This is a genomic window from Rhodopirellula sp. UBA1907, from assembly GCF_002337565.1.
Taxonomy (GTDB): domain Bacteria; phylum Planctomycetota; class Planctomycetia; order Pirellulales; family Pirellulaceae; genus Rhodopirellula; species Rhodopirellula europaea.
In genome coordinates, this window is record NZ_DDGH01000098.1 from 55,427 (window position 1) to 74,931 (window position 19,505).

Sequence of the window (19,505 nt, forward strand, 5' to 3'; positions counted from 1 at the left end):
CCTCTGCAGAGGTTCGAGCGGCAACCAGCTGATGGGCAGAACACTGTCATCGAGAAGCTTGCTTGGGCGCAAAAGAGCAACTGACTTTTCGATGAAATCAAAATGGGGCACACGAATGATTCATGGAAAGAATGCTGCGCGCCGTCGCAGTTTGTCGGCACGTTCACGTCGAAATGCGCTTCGACTTGTAATCTTAGGATGGGTTGCCGGAGGTGCGGGTAGCGCTGTTGCTCAATCACCTGCGCTGCCAACCGGTGCCGATATCGTGGCAGGGCAGGCCGCGATCTCTCAAGCAGCCGGTGTGATGGACGTGACAGCGTCATCTTCTCGCACCATCGTGAATTGGGATTCATTCAATGTCGGTGCCGGCAACGTTGCCAACTTCAATCTGCCCGATTCCAACGCTGCGATTCTGAATCGAGTAACCACACCTGACATGCCGTCGACCATTGCCGGTGCGATTCATTCGAATGGCAATGTGATGCTGGTGAATCCTTCAGGCATCATGGTCAATTCGTCTGGAATGGTGAACACCAACGGATTCACGGCGTCAACGTTCGACGTGACGAATGAATCCTTCTTGAATGGTGGACCGCTTGTATTCACCAACGACGGAAGCGATGCATCCATCGTCAACGAAGGTTCCATTCAAACTGGTTCCGGTGGAGCACATCTGATTGCGAACGAAATCGCGAATGATGGAATGATCACATCGGATGGCGGCAACATCACGCTTTCGGCTGGTGGAACGGTGACCTTGGACAACGGAGTCACCTATGTCCAAGCGTCAATGGACACTCTTGCAAGCGGCATCAGCCCTGCGGCCGGATTGATTCAGAATACGGGGACCATTCGAGCCACGGGTGCAGCTTCGGTTGGCGGGGAAGTGTACTTGGTCAATCCCGGTGGTGAGATTCTGCACGACGGGACAATTGAAAGCCAACTCGCAAGTGGCAACCAAGGTGGCAAGGTGCATCTGGAGGCGGATCGAATCACGTTGAAGGAGAACTCTGTAATTGATGCCATCGGATCACATGGCGGCGGCACCGTTCTGGTCGGCGGTGAATGGCAGGGTTCCGGAACGATGACGCAGGCGACATCCGTCGCGATGGAGACGGGAGCAACGATTGATGCATCGGCAACCGAGGATGGTGACGGCGGAACGATCGTTCTTTGGTCTGATGTTTTCAACAAGGATTCTGTGACCCGGGCGTTTGGAAACTTGATCGCTCGAGCGGGTCAGTTGTCAGGCAATGGCGGGCAGATTGAAACGTCAGGGGCACAAGTCGACACGGCCGGTGTTCGAGTCGACGCGGGGGCTCCCAGTGGTGAGGGCGGCGATTGGCTGATTGATCCGTACAACTTCATCATCGACCTTGCCGCTTCGGTCACATTGGTTGGGGCGTTGGACTCAGGAACTAATGTCACGGTGGATACAACCGTCGATCTGCCGTTACTAGGCGGCTTGGGCAGTGATCTGGAATTGGGCGACATCACGCTGACCAGTGACCTGATCACCGGCGCGATGTCGGGCGATGCAACGCTGAGCTTGAAGGCGCACCAAAACATCATTCTCGATGCGGGCGTCACCATTGATGCCACGCAAAATTCGAATGCGAACAAACTGAACGTTGTGCTTTGGGCGGACCAAGACAATTCGGGCACCGGAACCGTTCGAATCGGTAGCGGTCTTGTCGGAACAACAATCCACACAAACGGTGGCGGCTTGGCAATCACCGGTGGAGCAGCCACGACGTGGACACCATCGGACGGAGAGCCTGACATCGCAATCGGATCTGGGCGAGCGATGGCTGGAGATCTGTTGGGGTTGCTAAACGGAGCTGAGATCCTCAACACCGACATCGATACCGATGGCGGGAACGTTCTCATTCGCGCTGGTTCGTCAGGATCCTTGTCAATCTTCGACGAAGTGTTTGGGATCGAATTGAATGACACCAGCATTTCAACCGGCTCCGGCTCCATCACGTTGGATGGTTTGGTTGAAGATCAGCTTGGGCTCAACGTCGACAACGCGGTGGGAGTTCACTTGGCGGGCGGTTCGTCGCTGACCAGTTCTACCGGAGATATATCGATCACTGGTGAGTTGGCGAATACGAGCGAGTTTGTCAACGGATCCGGTGTTTGGATTGGGCGAGAAATCGACAGCGTGTTGACGGCCAGTGGTGATGTCAGCATCACAACTGGAGACGGCGACATCAATATCATTGGTATTGGTGCCGACAACTCCGGTTCTGGGTGGCGACATGGTTTGGCCCTGGTGACGAGCAACGGATCCGACGAGATCAACATTGCGACGGTTGGTGGAAACATCACGTTGGACGGTACTGCGAACTTCCGTGACGGCGCGACAAGTGACACTTCTGGATTGCATTTGCAACCTGGTTCTTCTGGAGCGTTGTTGGTCACATCGCAAACCGGCGATATCACTCTTCGTGGCGTCAACTCGCAAGAAGCCGCCGCCGATGAGAATGCAATTCGCTTCGCAGCGGACAACGTGGCGGGTGATATTACGATCGGATACGACGGAATCAACCCGTTCAGCGGCGACATTCTGATCCAAGCCAACTCGATTTCGCAGCACTTCACCAACGCGGGTAGCGGTTCGATCTCAATCCAAGGTCTTGGTGGACTGACGATTGAATCGGTGGGTTCTTCTTTCACCAAGGCAATGGTGTTTGACGACGACTGGAACTTCGGTGCAACCTTCGGATCGATGGTGTTTGGCAAGATCAACAACACCGCGAACCTGACATTCAATGACCCTCTTACGCTTGCTGGTGGCTTTTCCGCCTTGGGTGGTGAGTTGACTCTCAGCGACGATCTGACCAGTACTTCAACTGGCGATTTGCTCTTTAAATCCAATCTTGCGACCAACGCTTCCATTCAGTTGTTGGGTGAAATCTATAAAACCGGTGGTGAGCGTTCGATCCTGACCGCGCAGGCCGATGGTCGCGTTCAAGTCGTTGGAAACATTACCAGCAGCGGAGGCGCGCTGTTGGATACGATTCTTTGGTCGGACTATCACAACACCGGATCCGGCGGAACGTCCATTCTGGGAAACATCACGACTGGTGGTGGACACTTCTGGGCTGGCGGAAGTGGTAGCGACGGGGGCAGTCAAGAATGGAATGGAATGACCGTGGGTGACGGAGCCTCGGTTGGTGCGAGCGGATTTAACCACAATGCGTTGGACTTGTTTGGCGACATCAACAGCGGTGGTGGAGACATCCTGTTATGGGCTGGATTGGGTTTCGATACAGGCATCGATGGAATCGGAATCAGCGGGACCCGCTTGTTGAACGGAGGTGCTGGTGACATCACGCTCATAGGCGACGACTTCGACGGAGGCACTTTGAATGTCGATTTGTATGGTCATTTGCGAATTTGTCCAAACGACATATGGGCCAATATCGGTTCGCAACTGGACTTTGATGGAAGTGTGAGTGCAAACACTTTCACTGGTGTCAACGCGGACATTGATTGGTTGGTGATTTCGAACCTCAACTTGCTCGGCGGACTGTCTCTTGGGAAGGCGGGTTTGTCGCAAGACATACGGCTATACGATTCGCTGGCGATTGACGGTGGATTGGAGTTGTTCGGTCGTAACATCACGGTCGAATCGGGTGCGGCATTGGATCTGAGTTCCGCTGGTTCGCTTGGAAGTTTGTTGGTGGATGCGTCAGCTGACGTCAACATCAACGATGCAATCACGCTGGGTGGTGATTTAACGATCACCGGTGGAAACGACATCAACTTGGCAGGCCTGATCACTCGCGTTGGTAGTGCAAACACCGACATGACTTTGAAAGCGGACCGTCACATCGTTTTGGATGGAAACATCGACACGGCGGCAGGTTCGCAAAACGTCCAGTTGTGGGCCGACGCCGATGATTCCGGTGATGGTATCAACATCTTTCGGGCAGAATCGCTCGTCACGGCAGGCGGGAACTTCACGACCGGAAATGGAAACGTTGCGGAACTGAATGGAGTGGATGTGCAAGTCGGGGGCGATATCTACATCACGAATGCTGCGGCTCAGACGTTCGAAACCGATGGTGGTGAAATCGCGGTTCAAGGTGAAACGATCATCGCTAATGCGTCCGTTGCTGGAGTCACCTTTGACTCGAATGGTGGAGACATCGACTTTTCAGGGCTGCTGAACTCGGGGAACCAATACGACTTCGTTGATGGTCCCGATGGGGCTGGCTCCTGGGATTGGGCTCGCACCGACGCAAGGAATGGAACCGCTGGCGGAAGTCTGCTGGGTGAAAGCTACCTCGTCACGATTACATCTCGATTGGAGAACGCAATCGCTGGCATCGAAGCGGGATATCAGGGTGCGTGGATTGGTGCGTACCGCGATACCGCAACGCCGCTGGATTGGAAATGGGCCGACGGCCCCGAATCCGGCCAACACTTCTGGACGGAAGTTGACGCTGGAGGTGGTGCCGCTGAACCAGGAGCGTTCGCAAACTTTGGCTCTGGCGAGCCCAACGGAGGTCCGTCGGTTGCGGGTGAATCAGTCGGGCAATTCTACGGCAACTCGGGACTTTGGAATGACCTCAGTTCCAGCACCACTTTTGCCGCGACTCAAACCGGTGACTATGACGTTCTTGGCTACGTTCGAGAAACCAACGCTGCGCCCGCCGCGCTCACCATCGATGCCGGTGCGACGGGACTGGTGACCATGGGCGGCGTTGGAGCTGGGAAGGCACTCGCTTCGCTCAACGTGACCAGTGCAGGCGTGACCGTCAGCGGCGATTCGTTGATCACAACGGGGACGCAAAACTACGATTCCGGATTGATTGCGACCAGCCAATTGGATTTGACGGTTTCGAGTTCGGGGTTGACCGCCGATGGTGACATCCACTTGGAAGGAACGGCACTGACGCTCGCGAGTGATCTGACTGCGAACCTATCGGGTGACATTCTTTTGCGTGCCGACACGTTGTTGCTCCCCGGAACGGCGGCGGTTGATACCTCCGGTGAACTGACCATCGAACCGTTGAGCACGTCTTTCGCGTCTCCATTGACGTTGCCGCTCGACACGCTGACGCTTTCGACCGATTTGTCTGGGTTGCTTGTCGGCAAAGATGGAAACACGGCTGACTTGACGCTCGATGGCGAGTTGAACATCAATGGTGACGTGTCTTTGATCGGTGGCAACGCGACCTTGCTAGACGATGTGAATACGAACGGTGGCGATCTTCTCGTGCGGACCACTGGTTCAGTGGTTCAATCCGCCGACGTCGATGTCACAACCGCGGGCGGAAAAGTGACCTATTGGTCTGACAGCAACGCGGACGGTGTTGGACACATTGAGATTCAAGCGGGAGCAACGGTTTCAACCGAAGGTGGCAACGTCTTGTTCGCTGGTGGCCTCGATACGAATGGCGATGAGTCGCCCAACGGGTTCGCATCCGGTCAAGCTTTGGTCGACGACTCGGGGCGATTCCATTCCGGTGTTTCTTTGCACGACGCGTTGATTGATACGCGTGTTTCTGGATCTCTCGACGCAACCGCTGGTGACATCACGTTGCGAGGAACCAGCACGTACGCCGGCGGAGACAATGCCAGCGGGATTTTGCTTTTTGGTAGCCAGCTTTTCGGAGATCAAATCGACTTGTCGGGAAGTGTGACTGACACGGGTGGAACGACATCCCGGTTTGGCATCTTGGCCAATGGCGGTGCGTCGCCGAACAATACCGACCTACAAGCTTTCAGCGGGATCTCTCTGGCCGGAACGGCAGCGACCACTGCTGATCAATACGCAATTCGTTGGGACGCCGATCATTCGATGAGCGTTGTCGATGGCGATGTCAGCGTTAATGCCACCGGGCAATTGGAATATCTCAGCAATCAATCATTGACGCTTGCCGCTGGTCACTCGTTGACTTTGGACGCAGACCAATCAGCGATCTGGCAGAGTGTCATCGCGGGTGATGGCGGAATCACCAAGCAAGGTGCCGGCACGCTATCCCTTCGAGCAACGAACACATTCACGGGAGCATTGCAAATCACAGAGGGAACGGTCTCGCAAACCCAAGCCGAGGCGATTCACAACTCGGTTGCCGTGATCATTGATTCGGGCGCCACCTGGAATCTTGCCGGTTTCGATGAAACCGTGACCTCCTTTGCTGGTTCCGGAAACATTTTGCTTGGTGCTGGAACGCTGACCGCATTTGGTGACAACTCAACTGGTTCATTCGCGGGAGTGATTTCTGGCTCGGGAAATCTGGTGAAGCAAGGCAGCGGCGAATTGGTGCTGTCCGGAGTTAACACGTACACCGGTACCACGACGGTGGATGGTTCTCTGCGATTGCGGACTGATCAGCTCAGTCTCTCTTCGTCCGGCTATGTCGGGACCGGATCTTTGTTCCTTGAGCCACTCAACACGAGTTTTGCCTCCGCTCTGGATACAACTGGGACCACATTTGGTGGAACGTTGGCCGGTCTGACCATCGGCAAGGCTGGCAACGCGGCTGACATCACCATTGGATCTGACATTTCGATCGAAGGAGACCTCCGATTGTTCGGTGGTGATCTCAGTCTGAATGCAGGTATCAATTCCAACGGAAACCTGATTCATCTCACCGGATCGGGCAGCGTCACTCAAAATATCTCCGGCTCGCTAGTCTCGGATCAACTTCAGCTATCCGGTGGCGGCGATTTCGATCTGGATCAGCTGACCAACAACGTTGCGACGATTGCCGCCAATGGAGTCGGTGACGTTCAGTACGTTGACAGCAACATCGTTGCAGTTGGAACTGTTGGGGGTGACGGAATTGATGCGTCTGGGATCGTCGCGATTGAAACGTTGGCCGGAGACTTGACGGTCAGCCAGGACATCGCAACGACGGATGCGACCGCGTTGGCCGTCACATTGAACGCAGGTCGCAATGCGGACGCGGGAACTGCGACAGGCGGAAACGTAGTGCTCGTTGATGCTCCCGCGATCACGACGGGTGACGGTGGACGCGCCACGTTGATGACCGGGAGCATCGATGACTCGACCGGAGTGACAGACATTGTGGGGACTGGTAGCGGAGGATTCCGATACAACAGCGATGAAAGTGCGTCCAACTTCAGTACGCCGTTGACCGCCGGTTTGCAAGCGATCTACCGCGAGCAACCGACCGCGAATATCGTCGCCAATGACGAATCAGTCACTTATGGAGACAACGCACCCGTGCCAAACGGTTCTGCTACCGGATTGGTCAACGGTGATGTGATCGGGACTTTTTCAATCGTCGCTCCCGTTTTTTCCAATGCCAGCAAGCTGCGTGCGGGGACCTATGATGTAACCGACACTTCCTTGGCCGCTTTGGGATACAACGTTGTTGATGATGTTGATGCGGTCGCAGTGGCACAAAAGGTTGTGACTCCGAGCGGTTTCGCTGCATCAACGAAAGTCTACGACGGCACAACAAGTTCGACTCTCACTGCAAACGGAACGCTGACCGGAATCGAACTCGGCGATTTGGTCTCGATCAACAATACCGGCGCAACGTTTAGCGACAAAAACGTCGGGACGGACAAGACAGTCACGGTCAATGGACTGACTCTGTCGGGAAGCGACGCTGCGAACTATTCGCTGGGCGGAGTTTCCACTGCCGGCACGACGGGTGACATCACGGCGAAGGCAATCAGCGTGAGTGGTCTCGCGACCGCTGACAAAGTTTACGATGGGACGACTGTCGCAACCACACCGTTGGTAGGAGCTGTCTTTAATGGAATGGTCGCGGGCGATGAGCTTTCGGTGACGAGCATCACGGGAACGTTTGACGACAAAAACGTTGGCACAGGTAAGGCCGTAACATTTAGCGATGCGCTCTATGGCGGTGCTGACGTTGGAAACTACATCATCTCTGATCAACTTACGTCCTCAGCAGATATCTCGGCGCGAAGCTTGAGCGTCAGTGGGATCAGCGCTGGCGACAAGGTCTATGATGGAACCACTTCGGCCGTGATCGACCTCAGCGGAATCAGCTTTGCTGGTTTGATCTCTGGCGACGTAATCAACGCCTCGGGCACCACCGGGACTTTCGCGGATAAGAACGCTGGTGCGAACAAGTCCGTCTCTTTGACGGGGACGACCTACGGTGGTGCAGACGTTGGCAACTACTCGATCACGGATCAGGCGAATGCCGTGGCTGATATCGCGACCAAGTCAATTTCGGTCAGCGGAATCGCTGTCGACGCGAAAGTTTACGATGGTACGACGAGTGCATCAGTCGACTTGAGCGCGCTGACGTTCAACGGCCTTGTTAGTGGTGATGATCTGTCGGGATCAGCGACGGTTGGCACGTTCGCCGACAAAAATGTCGGCACTGCCAAGTCCGTTGTTCTCTCGGGCACGACATATGGTGGCACTGACCTCGCGAATTATTCAATCACCGATCAAACCGCCTCCACTGGTGACATCACGACGAAGGCATTGACGGTCAGTGGAATCGCGGCGGCGGATAGAGTTTACGACGGAACGACAAGTGCGACTTTGGATACGTCGGGAGTCAGTTTCTCTGGCTTGGTGAGTGGAGACGAACTGAGCATCGAATCAGTCACTGGTACGTTCGCCGACAAGCACGCCGCGGCAGACAAAATTGTGACGTTGTCCGGCAGTAGTTACAGCGGCGATGACGTTGGGAACTATTCGATCACGGATCAGACGACGACGCTTGCGACGATTGTCCAGAGGGCACTGACTGTCAGCGGCATTGCCGCGGCTGAGAAAGTCTACGATGGAACCACGTCTGCATCGGTCGATTTGAGTGGCATCAGCTTCGCAGGACTCGTGTCGGGAGATAGCATCAACGCGTCGGGAACGGCCGGGATTTTCTCAGACAAGAATGTTGGCGTAGACAAGACCGTCACGTTGTCGGGAACAACCTACGGTGGTGCGGACGCAGGCAACTATGCGATCACGGGCCAGTCCAACGCGGTTGCTAACATCACCGCCAAGGCGATCACGGTTAGTGGCATCACGGTCGGTGACAAGGTCTACGACGGAACAACAGTCGGGACCGTCGACCTGAGCGGTTTGACATTCAATGGTCTGGTCGGTGGCGATGATCTCACCGGATCGGGGACGGTTGGTGTGTTTGCTGACAAGAATATTGGAACAGCGAAGTCCGTCGCACTCTCGGGAACGACTTACGGAGGTTCGGACGTAGGTAACTACGCCATTACAGATCAAGTAGCCTCGACCGCAGACATCACCGCGAAAGCGTTGACGATCAGTGGAATCACCGCCGGCGACAAAGTCTATGACGGTACAACGAACGCGACGCTGGATACCTCCGGGATCAGCTTCACCGGTTTGTTGGGCGGGGATGATCTGAGCATTGCCTCGGTCACTGGCACGTTCACCGACAAGAATGCCGCCGCAAACAAGACAGTGAACTTGACCGGCAGCAGCTACAACGGAGTTGATGTCGGAAACTATGCAATCACAGATCAAGCGTCCGCACTAGCGTCGATCAGTCAGAAAGCATTGACTGTCAGCGGAATTGCCGCAGCCGACATGGTCTACGATGGGTCCACATCGGCGGTTCTGGATGTTTCGGGGGCTGCGTTTGCTGGAATGGTCAGCGGTGACGACCTCAGCGTTGCTTCGGCAGTAGGATCCTTCGCCGACAAAAATGCAGGAACAGCCAAGCAGGTCGCCATCTCGGGAGTCAACTATGGTGGAGTTGACGTTGGCAACTACAGCTTTGTTGACCAGGCGTCCACGACAGCCAGCATCACACCACTGGCGATCAGTGTTTCCGGGATCACCGCCGCCAACAAAATTTACGACAGCGAGACGGGTACTGCTGTCGACACCAGCGGCCTCTCGTTTGATGGCATGATCGCAGGCGACAATCTGACCGCGAGCGGAACGGTTGGCAACTTTGTCAATAAACACGTTGGCACCGGAAAGTCCGTTCTGTTGACCGACACGATTTACGGAGGCACGGATGTTGGCAACTACCTGATCACCGATCAATCCAGTGCGACTGCCAATATCACTCCATTGTCCGTTCAGCTGACGGGGCTAACTGGATCAGACAAAACGTACGACGCCACGACACTAGCGACACTCAATGGTTCCGCGGCCGTCGCAACGTTGGCAGGCGATGATGTAACACTCAATGGAACCGCGATTGGAAACTACGCCTCCAAGAATGCAGGGGCCGATATTGCGATCACTGTCAGCGGCCTTCATTTGCAAGGTGTTGATTCAAACAACTACGAACTGCAGTCACCTGTTGGGCTGACCGGCAGCATCTTCGCTGCACCGCTGACTGTCACTGCAAATCACGACGCCAAGTTCGTCGGCATGGCCGATTCGGCTACCTTCGCTGGCGTGAACATCACTGGGTTTGTCGGGGGTGAAACGGCATCGGACTTGGGCGGATCCCTGGCAATCTCTCGCAACGGCGTTGGTGTGGACGAATCCGCGGGTGACTATTCAGGTGTGCTGACTCCAAGCGGCTACCTGTCTGGCAACTACGACATCGCCTACGAGGCCGGTGATTTCAAGATCGTTCCAGCGGAAGAATTGCTCGTCCGATTTGGCAACAGTGAGTCAACCTACGGTGAAGCCAACGGTTTCAGCTTTCTATCCGCTCAATACATGGACAGCGGAAACGTCGTCCATGATTTGGCTGCTCCTGTCCAAAACGGCGACACCTACACATTCGACGACGGCGTGGGCGGTACCGCCGAATTGACAATCGCTGCTGAGGCGGCGGCGTATGGCGGCGGCGGAACGCTGGCGGTTGGAAGCTACGACCTGATCGCACTAGGTGTCAGTGAAACCAGTGCCAATTTCTCTAACCAAATCAGCGTCTTGGGAAACCATTCTGTTTCGGCGGCCCCGGTTGGTGCTACGCTCTCGAACGCGGCGAAGATTTATGATGGAACGGTTGCGTTTGACCTGAGTGGTATGAGTTTGACTGGTGGTGTCGCCGGCGACTCCCTCTCACTGAGCGGTGTCGGGGAATATCTGACAAAAAATGCAGGAACCGGCCTGTCCTACACGATCGATGGGTTGACGTTGTCGGGAGACGACGCGGGCAACTATTTCCTAACCAGCGGAAGCTCGCTGTCGGGAAATGACGGATCTATCACGGCGAAGAATGTTGTGTTGACAGCACCGGCCGGAACGAAGACTTACGATGGAAACACGTCGCTCGTTCCTACTCAAGAACATTTGTCGGCGTTGTCTACGCAACTTGGTGTGGACGGCGACTTCGTTGATGCGATCACGCTGACGTTTGACGACAAGAATGTCGGAACGGGCAAAACTCTGACTCCATCCAATGCGACAATCTTGGACGGCAACGGAGGAGCGAACTACAGCATTGGCTATGGTGCAAATTCCGGAGCGTCGATCGAACGACTCGATAGCGTTCAATGGATAGGCGGTTCGACCGGTGACTGGAGTGACCCGAACAACTGGTCCGGTGGGGCAATTCCTGACTTGGCAAACGTTGCCAATGTGATCCTTCCATCCGGAGTGACTCCTTCGATCGACAATTCAGTCGCGGGGCCAATCCAGATCGATTCCATCACCGGTGACAACCTGCTCGTTGAGTCGGGGACCTTGCACATACAGAATGACGCCAACTTGGATCAGCTCGATCAAACCGGCGGGACATTGCAATTCGATGGTGATTTTGGGGTTGACGTGTTGAATCAGCAAGGCGGTTCGCTGGAGCTGGGCGGCACATTGTCTGTTTTGCAAAGCTTCACACAGGCGTTGGGCGGTGTGATCGATGCGATGGAAAACATCGAGATCACACAAACAACCGGACCTCTGAACGTTCAGGATCTGAGTGCAAACCATGTGGAACTGAATGCAAACACCGGCGATGTCCAGGTCGGGGACATCGTCTCGACGGACGGCCTGGATATTGTTGCCGGCAATGGGAACATCAATCAGGCTCTGGGGACCACGATCGTTGCGGGCGGGGCAACCTCATTCGAAGCCAACGGTTCGTTGACGATTGATAATGCGGGCAATGATTTCCAAGGCGGAGTTAGCGTGAGTGCCCAGCACGCTACTCTACGCGACGATGTCGGTGGATTGGAACTTGCCGAGATTCAAACGATCGGTGATCTGGTCGCCGAATCGAAAGGTGGAGCTATCACACAGGTAGCAAACAATTCAATTGCCGTTGGAGGGCTAACAGACCTTTCGGCGGAAGCCGCTGGTAGTGCAGCCGACATTCTGCTGGACGCTGGATACAACGACTTTCAAGGAATGGTTCATGCAAACGGACGTGACGTTCAGCTCAAGGACAACGCCGGTGATTTGACGCTCGGGCAAATCTTCGTGAACGGGCTTCTGGAGGTGGTGACCAACCGCGGTGCAATCGTACAGGATGCGACGTCCACGATTGAATCAGTGGGCGAAGCCTCATTCACGGCTCGGAGTGCCGCGTCACCAGCCGACATTCGACTCAACAATGCGAACAATCAATTTAGGAGCCTCGTGAATGTCGACGGCCGTAGCATCGAAGTCAACGACATCGATGGACAGGTTGATTTTGGACAGTATCGATCGTTTAGCCAGAGCAACGTGCTTCGCGAATCATTGAGCCAGAATGTTCGTGACACGAATACTCGTTACATCGACGAGACTGCTGAGCAAACGACAAAAGGCACGCTTGGCCGAGTGTGGATCGGCATACGTGAATTCGTGAACCGCATTTTTGTAGACGCTGAGGTTCCCGGCGAACTTGGTAAACCGCTGACGATCAAAGAAATCACTCAGTCGGGTGAAGAGATCTACGTTCACCAGGGGCGCGACAAACCGATCGATTTGGTTGGGTCCCAAGAGAATTGAGGTCCAACGAAAACGATTGTGGTTTGGGGTAAGACATGCGTACCTGGCATGATGTGCGTGTGTCGGATTCGCGATGGGGGGCCTGCTTCATGGATCCTTCGCAAGTTTTTTGCGGTCTCTTCGTGAAGATGGTCGTCAATCGAATTCTTTCTCGTTCGACAGCGCGTCTTCACTTTCACAGGGAAGCGAAATCGGTAGATTGTTGAAAGTCAACCTTCCGAGATTCCCACCAAGTACCTGCCGACCATGAATCCTGCATCAAGTTCGTCCGTTGAATCAACAGATCAAACCAGCCAGTTGAATCGTCAAGTGTTTGGAAGACGCGCCCTGTTGCGGAATGGATCGCTCGTTCTGGCCGCTGCCGCGTTGACCAAAGAAATGCTGTTTGCCAGAGAATCGAAAAGCGATCCCAAAGCAGTTCGCGTTGGGGTGATCACCGATTTGCACTACGCGGACAAATCGCCCGCGGGATCACGTCACTATCGGGAAACGCTTGGCAAGCTGGAAACGGCCAGCAAGCAGTTCGCCGCCGATCAGCCGGACTTCGTCGTCGAACTAGGAGATTTGATTGACGCCGCGGATTCGGTGGATGTTGAACAGGGATACCTCAAAACCATCAACAAACAATTTGCTTCGATCTGTGACGATCGACACTACGTCTTGGGCAACCATTGCGTTGACACGTTGACCAAAGATGAATTCCTCGGTGGTGTTGGGCAAGAGCGTTCTTTCTACTCATTCGATCGAGAAGGAATTCACTTCATCGTTCTGGACGCTTGCTTTCGAGGCGACGGAAAGTCCTACGGTCGGCGGAACTTTCATTGGACTGATGCAAATGTGTCGGCAGAAGAATTGGAATGGCTGCGTGGTGACCTGAAGTCCAACAGCAAGCCAACTGTCGTCTTCGCTCACCAGCGTCTTGACGTCAGCAACAATCACGGCGTCAAGAATTGTGTGGATGTACGCAAGGCACTCGAGGAGTCCGGGAACGTCGTAGCGGTTTTCCAAGGTCATAGCCACCAGAATGACCTGAATGAGATCGGCGGCATCCACTATTGCACCATGGCGGCAATGGTCGAAGGATCCGGACCCGAGAGCAATGGCTACTCAGTCATGGATATTCAACCCGACGGTACGATCGAAATCAAAGGTTTTGTACGCCAGGCCAGCTATCATTGGGATGCATAGCGTCCGAGCCTAGTTGTCAGATGCATCAATCAGTCGATGCAATTACTCTGAGATCGAAGTTTCCTCCAATACAAACGCGGTCGTTTGATTCTGGACCACCAACAATTCTCGATCGGGTCTTGTCTGGATTGATTGCGTGGTCCCATCGGGCCAAGTGATGGACACGTCGAGTCGAGCGTCCTCGGCAATTGTTCCCAGACCGAAGGAGAGGACTTTGTCACTCGACGCCATGTAGCCATTGCCGGCAAGAAGCCAACGTGTACTTGATTGGCTACCGTGGGTGACCGAAACCACCGAGCCAATCGCGTCGCGAGTTGATTCGGTTCCGACCAATCGAAGTTTCAAAGAATGGTTTTCCGATGCCTCTTTGGTACGGTTGCACAAAAGCTTGGGGCTTTCGCCCTGGTGGGTGATCACCAGATCCGTTTTGCTATCGCGATTGATATCGAGCTTCCAAACCGAACGACCAACATATTTCTTTTGAAAGTAGTTGGACAATTCGGGGCGGGGGACAACTTGGAAACCTCGCTTTGATTGCGTCCAAAGGTGTGGATGCTGTTCGTAGCCGGACGGCGAGTCGTGATGAACGTGACCGTTGCAGATCATCACCTCGTGGGACGTGTCATTGTCGAGGTCGATTGCGATTGTTCCGAATCCAAGCGATTCGAAGCTTGATTCGTAAAGCCCGGCTGATCGAGTTTGATCGGACCAGATCCCCGGGTTTTGTTGCAGATACAGCGTGTTGTGTTCTTTTTCAAAGTTGGTGACGTAGAAGTCCAGGTCATGGTCGCCATCAAAGTCGGCTGCGGCAATTCCCATGCTGGCCTGGGGACGGGACCGCCAGTCCAAAGCGAGCCCACACAAGGTACCGCTTTCTGCGAACTTCGAATCGTCGAGCATCGATCGCGACCAAAAGTGGTTGCTGGTCATGTCGTTTGCTACAAAAACGTCCATGGACGGCGATCCGTCCAGCTGGCCAACGATCAGTCCCAGTCCGCGACCGGGATTGGTTGGGATGGTGTCCCAAAGCTCGGTCGCGGTTTCGAGTCCGCCAGTTGGACTGCCGCGAAAAAACTGATCGATGTCCGCGTTGTAGTGGGTGGGGACACAGTAGTCGACCGAACCATCCGGAGTATGACATCGCTCACGAAGGGGAGCGTCAGGCTCGCAATAGCGAAGGACGATCATGTCGGAGATGCCGTCCGCGTCCAGATCCGCGATCGCACCACTGGTGGACCACGCCATTTCGTTTTGATCAAACCAAGAGGAGGCTTCAGAGAAGGTTCCATCGCCGTTATTTAGGAACACTTGGTCCACGCCGTAGTTCAACTGAACTAGATCGACAAACCCGTCCGCGTTCAAATCACCAGTCACGGTCCCCTGAGGAAATCCCCGGTTGAGCAAGTTGGATTGCAAACGAATTGGACGCAGTTGCCCTGCTTCGTTTCGAAAGAACTCGCTTTCGCTGAGTCGGGGCTTTTTTGAATCTATCATCTCGGAAGAACCAGCCACGAAGATGTCGGGCCAGCCATCCAGATCGTAGTCCAGGGACGCGCCGCCGGATCCCAGCTGCGAATAGATCGGAATCACTCCGTTTGGCAACTGGATCGGATCGTTCGACATCGCCATGAGTCCACGAGATTCGCTCTCGTCGATCAGTCGATACTCGCTTGCATCCTGTTTCGCTTCTTCGCCGGCCAGCTTTACCGGTGCGGGCGAGATTGGTTCGATCTCGTCAAGCAACGATTCGATCGATAGCCCCGGTAAACTTGCACGGACATGCGAATTCAATGTTGTGAAAGATTCAGGTTCTATTTGCCATGGAAGATCCGAACGTAGCTTTGCAACAATCTTGGCTCGCAGTTCCACTGCAGCTCTTGCCTGGCCATTCGATTCTCGAATCGCATTCGCCAGCCAAGCTTCTGCTTCCCAGTTGCGACCGAGTTGAGCTAGCAGATCAGCGATGGAAGTTGCGATTTCGGGAGACTTCATTTCTGAGCGGTAGAAGCGGTCTTTGACCTGCACCAATTGCTCCAGCAACTCCGCTCGCAGCGTCAGATCCTCGAGCAGTTCTGGGGTGATCCAGTCATGTTGATCCGCGATGAGCTGCAATGCTCTCGCCAGCTTCGCATGAATCTTGCCAACGCCATCGTTGCGTTGAATTGTTTCCCAGTAAGCACGGGCGGCCGAGGCAGGCTGGGCGTTTTTCAAGGCAAGGTTGCCGACGGTCGCCCAGTACTTCCACGCGTCTCGTTTGACATTAGCGGGTACGTTTTGCAACCACTTCAACAAGACCTCGTGTTTGCCGGCCAAGAACAAGCGTTCGGCTTCCAAACACCAGGCGGGCGAAAACGTGGGGTGCTGTTCCAGAATCTTCTGGAGCAACTCACCTGATTCGGCAAATTCGCCCCGGTCTAGCGCGAGTCTCGCCATTCCGATGGTGAGTCGGGCATCGGAAGGGTTGCGACGGGATAGGATCGTTAGCGATTCCACTTCACGGTCGCGTTGCTCGTTTTGTCCCATTGAGAACAAGAGAACCGAATCGAAGTGCCGTTCACGAATGAGCTGGCGACCGTGCGGCAGAGCCAGATTGATCTGTTCTGAATTCACTAAGCAATCAAACAGCCATCGGCGAGTTTCATTTCGGTCCGGATGATTCTCGACAACGTCTTCGAGTAATTCGATTGCTTCGAAGAGTTGCCCGTTCGCCATCAAGCCCGCGACCGCTTGTAGAACCAATGTCTCGTTTTTGAAGTGGTCGGCGCGTGTGGCGTCGACTAACAGAATCGCCATCTCGTCATTCTTGCCGAGCCGCTGTTTCACTTCAGCGGATGCAACCAAAATCCCCACGTCGTCGGGCGAGTGAATCAAAGTTTGGGTTGCAATCTGTTCCGCGACTTCCCATCCCCGGGTTCGCCCCTCGTTCAGAATTTGATCGGGGCCGAATGTTTCAGTGTCAGCTTCACCTTTTGCGGTGGAGCGATCGTTGCCATCAACGTCGGTGACCTTCGAGGTTTTCGACGTCGAGTAAGTCGGGCCGCATCCGACAGAGATAGAACAGGCAGCGGCGCATAAAAAAACTCTGAGCACGACACGCACGGCGTCGAACTCAGAGCAGGTTTCAAAGTTGGAAGCGGAGGCTACCAGCAAAACAGAAGTCTCCGTTAGCGTTTGGACTTCATTTCCTTTTTCATTGCTTCGTCCGATTCTACCATTTGCTTTTGCGACTCTTGGAGCATGCGGTTGTACTCTTCAATCTCGCTGTCGCTCACTTCGCCAGCGAGGTTGGTTGGTTCACCGCTGTCACAACCGACGGTCAGGGAAAAAGCGACAAGGCAGGCAAACAAAGCGAATCGATATTTCATGGTTCTGTTGTGGGAAGGATGTTTGGAAGAACGTGCGTCCGCCTGCGACTGAAGCGGACGCGTGTGAAAGTTAGCTTTGATCAAAAGACGTCTTCGATAATTTCCTTGGCTGCTCGTGTGCCGAGGGCACCCCAAACGCCGTAGGGGCTCTTCGATCCGGCAGATCGGTAAGCGTTGACGCCAAGTTGGCTTTGATTGCCAGCTTCGACCGAGTCAGTCATGAACTTCACGGCACCGTCGCCCATCAAGACGTGAACACCACCTTGGTGACGACTCGATGCGGAGTACCAACCTGAGTTGCCCGCGTTTTGCTCGTTGCAGATGGGGCTGTTTGGTGGTTGAGCGGTGAAGAAACCACTGAAGTTTGGCAAGTGCTCTGCCCAACGGAAACCGCGACCATCGACACCGCTGACGGTGGTTTGCGACGCATCCCAGAATTGAGGACGAGCCGGATCGACCAAGTTGTCGCAGTCGTTTGGTGGATAGTTGCGAACGAACGACCAACCTCGGTTGAGGGCGGCGGTGCGAGCGTCTTTATCGCCCAAGTCCGTTGCGATCTCACCAGCAGCAATCGTGTTGGACAAGCCGTCCAGAACATCGCGAAAACGTCGGCTCTTGTGCACGGTGAAGAATCCACGTCCTGCACCTTGGATCTCGTTCGCCAAACCGGAGCTGATATTGCCGTACCCGATTGGGGCGCTGTTGTTCCAATCACCTTGGTGAGCGCGTTCGGCGGAATCACCCAAGTTGGCTGCGTAGTTCGTACGTCCGAGCGACGGCAGGCCAACACCTGGATCGCTTGGGCAACGGAACGTGGGCATTTGCGTGACCCATGGCGTGTAAAGAATCTCGTCTGGGGTCGGGCCCATTGCGCTGAATGGACCACCGTTCCGAGTCGCTCCGCCACTGACACCGCCGTTGCCGCTTGCGGCTGGAGGGCTGGCACCACGCGAATCCACGTTCAATGGGTTTGAGATCATCTCCCAAAGACCTTGTTGTTCGATGAACGGAGTCAAACCAACCAACCAGCTCAAACGGCCGTTGTTAGAGACTTCCGAAGGTCGCCAAATTTGGGCGGAGTGTGGATCGGTCGTGCCGCCACCATGAATTGGCAATTGGTTGTACGCACTGTGGTAGTTGTGAATTGCCAAACCGATTTGTTTGAAGTTGTTGCTGCAGCTCATGCGGCGGGCAGCTTCGCGAGCGGCCTGCACGGCGGGCAACAACAAACCAACCAGAACGCCGATGATCGCGATCACGACCAGCAGCTCGACGAGCGTAAAGCCTGCTCGTTGCGAAGGGGACTTTTGCATCAAGATGTACTCCAACCGAGAGTGGGATGAGGAATTCGAAACGAATCCAAAAAGGAAAAGACATGGTTTCTGACAGCCATCCGCCTGTTCCTAGAACGAAAAGCGAGATGAGTCAGTCGCTGCTCGCTTATGGCGGGTAGCCGACGACTGTCAGCTTGCAACGGGGACTATTCTGCCTTGAGGTTTCAAATTCTCCATAGCTAGATTGCTAGAGGATGGCCTTTCTTAAACAGGCAGGGCAGCGTTCAAATCTATATTTGGGGCCGGGCGCATCTTGAGCGTTTGTAAAGGCCGTTCGTTAGCCGTTAGCCTGGCGGAGCGAGGGATGCTATATGCCATTTTTTAACTTGTCTAAAATGCAGCCACGGTCGCTCGTTTGTTTCCGTCCAAGTCAACGGGATTGAGTCAGGATCGTTGTGGTAATTTGGTCGGAGTGCATCGTCGTTGCTTCCCGGCGAGACGATGTCCGATCGCTGGACAGAAATTTGGACCGATGTCTCGACAAGCGTTCATCGCGAAACGTTAATTCTGCGAGTGTATCCTGAGGGAATATACGGCGGAGGCGAAATCAGACACCGACAAGGTTGCCAGGCAACGTGTTTCGTTATGCTTTTGAGAGTTGCATGATCATTCGCTGCCACAGGCTTCGCCTAAGTATCCAGAGGCTTCGCCCAAGGATGCTGCAGAAAACTGTGCATTCGATTGGCTAATCCGCGTGGAAACGCGAGTAATGAGCATGTATACTGTTGGTTAGATAGCAGAAATTAAACTTTCGATTTGCCG

At 54.6% G+C, this 19,505-nt stretch carries 5 protein-coding genes; 2 read left to right on the forward strand and 3 right to left on the reverse strand.

Annotated features, from left to right (window positions below):
• The first annotated feature begins 91 nt into the window (after positions 1–91).
• Both B2R17_RS23805 and B2R17_RS23810 read left to right on the forward strand, forming a co-directional pair.
• A complete protein-coding gene (locus B2R17_RS23805; protein ID WP_286765976.1) occupies positions 92–12,856 on the forward strand; it encodes a beta strand repeat-containing protein in 12,765 nt (4,254 codons plus the stop codon).
• 246 nt (positions 12,857–13,102) lie between these two features.
• Positions 13,103–14,044 carry a metallophosphoesterase family protein gene (locus B2R17_RS23810; protein ID WP_286765977.1) on the forward strand — a complete coding sequence of 314 codons (942 nt, stop codon included), beginning with the start codon at positions 13,103–13,105 and terminating at the stop codon, positions 14,042–14,044.
• Positions 14,045–14,086: 42 nt separating this feature from the next.
• Here B2R17_RS23810 and B2R17_RS23815 read toward each other — a convergent pair whose 3' ends face one another.
• The 3 genes from B2R17_RS23815 to B2R17_RS23825 form a co-directional block, all read right to left on the reverse strand.
• Positions 14,087–17,143 (reverse strand): FG-GAP-like repeat-containing protein, encoded by a 3,057-nt coding sequence (locus tag B2R17_RS23815; protein WP_286765978.1) that lies wholly within the window; start codon positions 17,141–17,143, stop codon positions 14,087–14,089.
• 65 nt (positions 17,144–17,208) lie between these two features.
• Complete coding sequence (locus B2R17_RS23820) at positions 17,209–17,409, reverse strand: hypothetical protein (RefSeq protein ID WP_008660822.1); 201 nt, start codon at positions 17,407–17,409, stop codon at positions 17,209–17,211.
• Between the two features lie 80 nt (positions 17,410–17,489).
• Positions 17,490–18,722, reverse strand: coding sequence for a DUF1559 domain-containing protein (locus B2R17_RS23825; RefSeq protein WP_037252167.1), 1,233 nt, complete (start codon positions 18,720–18,722; stop codon positions 17,490–17,492).
• Positions 18,723–19,505 lie beyond the last annotated feature (783 nt).

Excerpts from the sequence above, each read along its gene's own strand:
- B2R17_RS23805 (WP_286765976.1), top strand. The coding sequence starts at position 92 with ATGAAATCAAAATGGGGCACACGAATGATTCATGGAAAGAATGCTGCG.
- B2R17_RS23810 (WP_286765977.1), top strand. The coding sequence starts at position 13,103 with ATGAATCCTGCATCAAGTTCGTCCGTTGAATCAACAGATCAAACCAGC.
- B2R17_RS23820 (WP_008660822.1), bottom strand. The coding sequence starts at position 17,409 with ATGAAATATCGATTCGCTTTGTTTGCCTGCCTTGTCGCTTTTTCCCTG.
- B2R17_RS23825 (WP_037252167.1), bottom strand. The coding sequence starts at position 18,722 with ATGCAAAAGTCCCCTTCGCAACGAGCAGGCTTTACGCTCGTCGAGCTG.